This window comes from Microbacterium sp. zg.Y909 (assembly GCF_024626565.1).
In genome coordinates, this window is the sequence record NZ_JANJFJ010000426.1 from 1 (window position 1) to 3,586 (window position 3,586).

The 3,586-nt window shown below is 68.8% G+C and carries 5 protein-coding genes; 2 read left to right on the forward strand and 3 right to left on the reverse strand.

The window, feature by feature from the left end; translation table 11 throughout:
• Position 1: 1 nt before the first annotated feature.
• The gene (locus tag NQ160_RS20660; protein ID WP_257516966.1) at positions 2-484 is read right to left on the reverse strand and encodes a CarD family transcriptional regulator; all 483 of its coding nucleotides are present in this window, start codon (positions 482-484) and stop codon (positions 2-4) included.
• A 119-nt stretch (positions 485-603) separates the two neighbouring features.
• Between NQ160_RS20660 and NQ160_RS20665 the strand changes: the two genes are divergently transcribed.
• On the forward strand, positions 604-1,116 hold the full coding sequence (locus NQ160_RS20665; RefSeq protein ID WP_257516967.1) for a DNA modification methylase: 513 nt from the start codon (positions 604-606) through the stop codon (positions 1,114-1,116).
• Positions 1,117-1,155: 39 nt separating this feature from the next.
• Here the strand turns inward: NQ160_RS20665 and NQ160_RS20670 are convergent, their stop codons facing one another.
• Positions 1,156-1,839: a response regulator transcription factor gene (locus tag NQ160_RS20670; protein WP_257516968.1), complete on the reverse strand. Its 684-nt coding sequence runs from the start codon at positions 1,837-1,839 to the stop codon at positions 1,156-1,158.
• Entirely contained in the window at positions 1,836-3,062 is a 1,227-nt protein-coding gene (locus NQ160_RS20675; RefSeq protein WP_257516969.1) for a sensor histidine kinase, read from the reverse strand. The genes NQ160_RS20670 and NQ160_RS20675 overlap by 4 nt, the downstream gene beginning before the upstream one ends.
• A 189-nt stretch (positions 3,063-3,251) precedes the next feature.
• Here NQ160_RS20675 and NQ160_RS20680 point away from each other — a divergent pair.
• Positions 3,252-3,586 (forward strand): phosphate signaling complex PhoU family protein (locus NQ160_RS20680; RefSeq protein WP_306853890.1); only part of this gene is annotated, 335 nt, incomplete at its 3' end.

Genomic DNA, 3,586 nt, shown 5'->3' on the forward strand with positions numbered 1-3,586 from the left:
GTCAGCTGGCGAGGACCTCGTCGAGGACGACGCTCGCGCGCTCCTCGTCGGTCTTCTCGGCCAGAGCGAGCTCGGAGATGAGGATCTGGCGTGCCTTGGCGAGCATGCGCTTCTCACCGGCAGAGAGGCCGCGGTCCTGGTCGCGGCGCCACAGGTCGCGCACGACCTCGCTCACCTTGATGACGTCACCCGACGCGAGCTTCTCGAGGTTCGCCTTGTAGCGGCGCGACCAGTTGGTCGGCTCCTCGGTGAAAGGTGCACGCAGCACCTCGAAAACGCGGTCGAGTCCCTCTTGACCGATGACGTCACGGACGCCCACCAGATCGACGTTGTCCGCCGGTACCTCGATGACCAGATCGCCTTGCGTGACGTTCAGCTTGAGATACTTCTTCGTCTCGCCCTTGATCACCCGTTCTTTGACTTCGATGATCGTTGCGGCCCCGTGGTGCGGGTAGACAACCGTCTCGCCAACCTCAAAAAGCATGCAGTTGTGTCCTTTCGGCAACCTCCAGGATACCACAGGCGACATACGCTAAGGTTTGCCGGCCTGCGGTCGACGCACCCGTCCTGGATCGGCGCACCGCACCGCGTAGACTGCTCGGGATGTCGTCTGCTTCCCCGGGAGGAACCGTGAAATCGCGCCTGCTCGCGTCGCTCGCTATGGGTGCTGTCGTCCTCCTCGGAGCGACCGGCTGCAACATGCTCGCCCCCCAGGCGACCACCCTCGCGTACTCCCCCTCTGACGGGGTCAACGTTCCCGCTCCGGGTCCCGTCGACGTGCTCAACGCCATGGTCATCGCCAACGAAGACGGTTCCGCCGGCAACTTCATCGCCGCGTTCGTGAACAACTCGCTCGAGGCGCAGGAGATCACCGTCGCACTCGAGAACGGCGAGGCCGCGATCATCGAGCTCGACGCCGGTGAGAGCGTCAGCCTGGGCGTCGACCTCGAGCCGATCCTCTTCACCGACCTCGGCGTGCCCGCCGGCGCCACCGTGCCGATGGCGTTCCAGACAGGCCTGGAGTCCGGCACGGTCGCCCAGGTCCCGGTGCTCGACGGCGCGCTGCCGTACTACACCGAGTTCGAGCCGGTCGAAGAAGAGTTCATCGAGGACTGAGCACGCCCCTCCCCCGTGGCCTGAGCCGCGAGGGTGCCCTCACGCCTCGAAGCGGTAGCCCAACCCGCGCACGGTCACGAGCATGACCGGCTCACCGGGATTCTTCTCGATGCGCGACCGGATGCGCTTGATGTGCACGTCGAGCGTCTTCGTGTCGCCGTAGTAGTCGCTGCCCCACACCCGATCGATGAGCTGGCCACGCGTCAGCACGCGGCCGGCATTGCGCATGAGCACCTCGAGCAGCTCGAACTCCTTCAGCGGCATGCTGATCTCGGTGCCGTCGACGCTCACGGCGTGGCGGTCGATGTCGAGCGTCACCCGTCCGGCGGTGAGCACCCGCTCGTCCAGGTGGTCGTCCGAGGGCGCGCTGCGCCGCAGCACCGCGCGCATGCGGGCGAGCAGCTGGCGCGAGGAATAAGGCTTCGTGACGTAGTCGTCGGCGCCGAGCTCGAGTCCCACCACGATGTCGACCTCGGCGTCCTTGGCGGTCAGCATGATGATCGGCACGCTGGAGGTCGACCGGATCTGGCGGCACACCTCGGTACCCGGCATGCCCGGCAGCATGAGGTCGAGCAGGATGATGTCCGCGCCCTCCGCACCGTACATGCGCAGCGCGGTGGGTCCGTCCTCGGCGATATCGACGTCGAACCCCTCCCGCCGCAGCAGGTAGGCCAGGGGGTCGGCGAGATCGGGCTCGTCCTCGACGATCAAGACACGGGTCATCGGGGCTCTCCGTTCGGAACCGCCGCGGTGGCGCGGCCGGGCTTGGTGCGGGGTTTCTTCTTGCCGGGGCGCTGTTCGCCGCGCAGTGCGTCGGCGTCCGGCGCGTCGGCGCGCGGCAGCCGGATCGTGAAGGTCGATCCCTGTCCGGGCTGCGACCACAGTCGCACGTCGCCGCCGTGGCGGTGCGCCGCGTGCTTGACGATGGCCAGGCCCAGTCCGGTGCCGCCGGTCTGGCGGGAGCGCGCCGCGTCGGCGCGGTAGAACCGCTCGAAGACGCGCTGCTGCTCGCTCTCGGCGATGCCGGTGCCCCGGTCGGTGACCGCGATCTCCACCACCCCGTCGGTGCCCTTGACGCCGACGCCCACACGCGACCCCGCCGGGGAGTAGGCGATGGCGTTGGCGATGAGGTTTCCGACCGCCTCGCCGAGGATCTGGGCGTCACCCCGCACGTAGAGGCCGCGGTCCCCGCCGCGCACGAGTTCGACGCCCGCGGCATCCGCCTGCGTCTCGTGGGCCTCGACCGCCGACGCGACGATCTGGTCGATCGAGACGTCACGCACCTCGGACAGATCATCGGCGGCCTGCAGGCGCGAGAGGTTCATGATCCTGCCGGTCAACCGGCTGAGCCGCTGCGCCTCCGCGTGCAGGCGGCCGGCGAAGGTGCGCACCTGCTCGGGATCGTCGGCGGCCGATTCGATCGCCTCGGACAGCAGCATGATGGCCCCCACGGGGGTCTTCAGCTCGTGGCTGGTGTTGGTCACGAAGTCCCGCCGCATCTCCTCCACGCGCTCGCGTTCGGTGATGTCGCGCACCACCAGCAGCACGAGCCTCGGCGTCACGGGGTACGCGCGCGCGGCCACCAGCCGCGTCCGCGCGAGGTCGGCGTCGCGCTCCAGCCGCAGGGTCTCGGTGGCGGGGCGCTCACTGGCGCGGGCGGCGCGGACGAGGGCCCGCAGCGCCTGACTGGGCAGCACCGCGCCTTCCTGCATGCCGAACAGCTCCGCGGCGCCCGATGCCGCGACCACGGTCGCGGAGGCGTCGACGACCGCCGCGGGATCCTCCATGCCCTCCAGCACAGCGTGCAGGCCGTCGGGCAGGTGCGACGATTCCTGCGCGACCGCTCGGTCGCGTGCGCGCAGCGCGAGCGCGATCAGCAGTGCGATCGATACCCCCACGAGCATGCCGGCCAGCAGGGCGAGCAGCGCCAGCCGCGTCGAATCCATGTCTCCAGCGTAAACGGGCGGTGTCACTGCGAACGGCCGGTTTCAGCCCCGCACGGGGTGGTGCGGGATACTATTCACTGGGGCGGCACTGTTCGTTAACCTTTGCCGACCAGAATCGCCGAGCTTGCGAATCACGCCGAGCCGCGAGGACGAAGCGGTGCTGTGCCCCGCGAAAAGGAAGGTGCCCCCATGCGCGAAGTGTTCCACCAGTCCCTTGAGGACGTGCAGGGACGTCTGGTTGAGATCGCCGAGCTCGTCACGGTCGCGATCGAGAAGGCCACCCGCGCCTTCGGGACGAGCGACGTGGCACTGGCCGAAGAGGTCATCGAGGCCGACCAGGTCATCGACGACAAGGCGATCGAACTCGACGAGCTCGCCATCCAGATCCTCGCCCGTCAGCAGCCTGTCGCGCGCGACCTGCGCATCGTGGTTGCTGCGCTGCGCGTGTCGGCCTCGCTCGAGCGCATGGGTGACATCGCCGAGCACATCGCTCAGCTCACCCGCATGCGCTTCCCTGAGCGCGC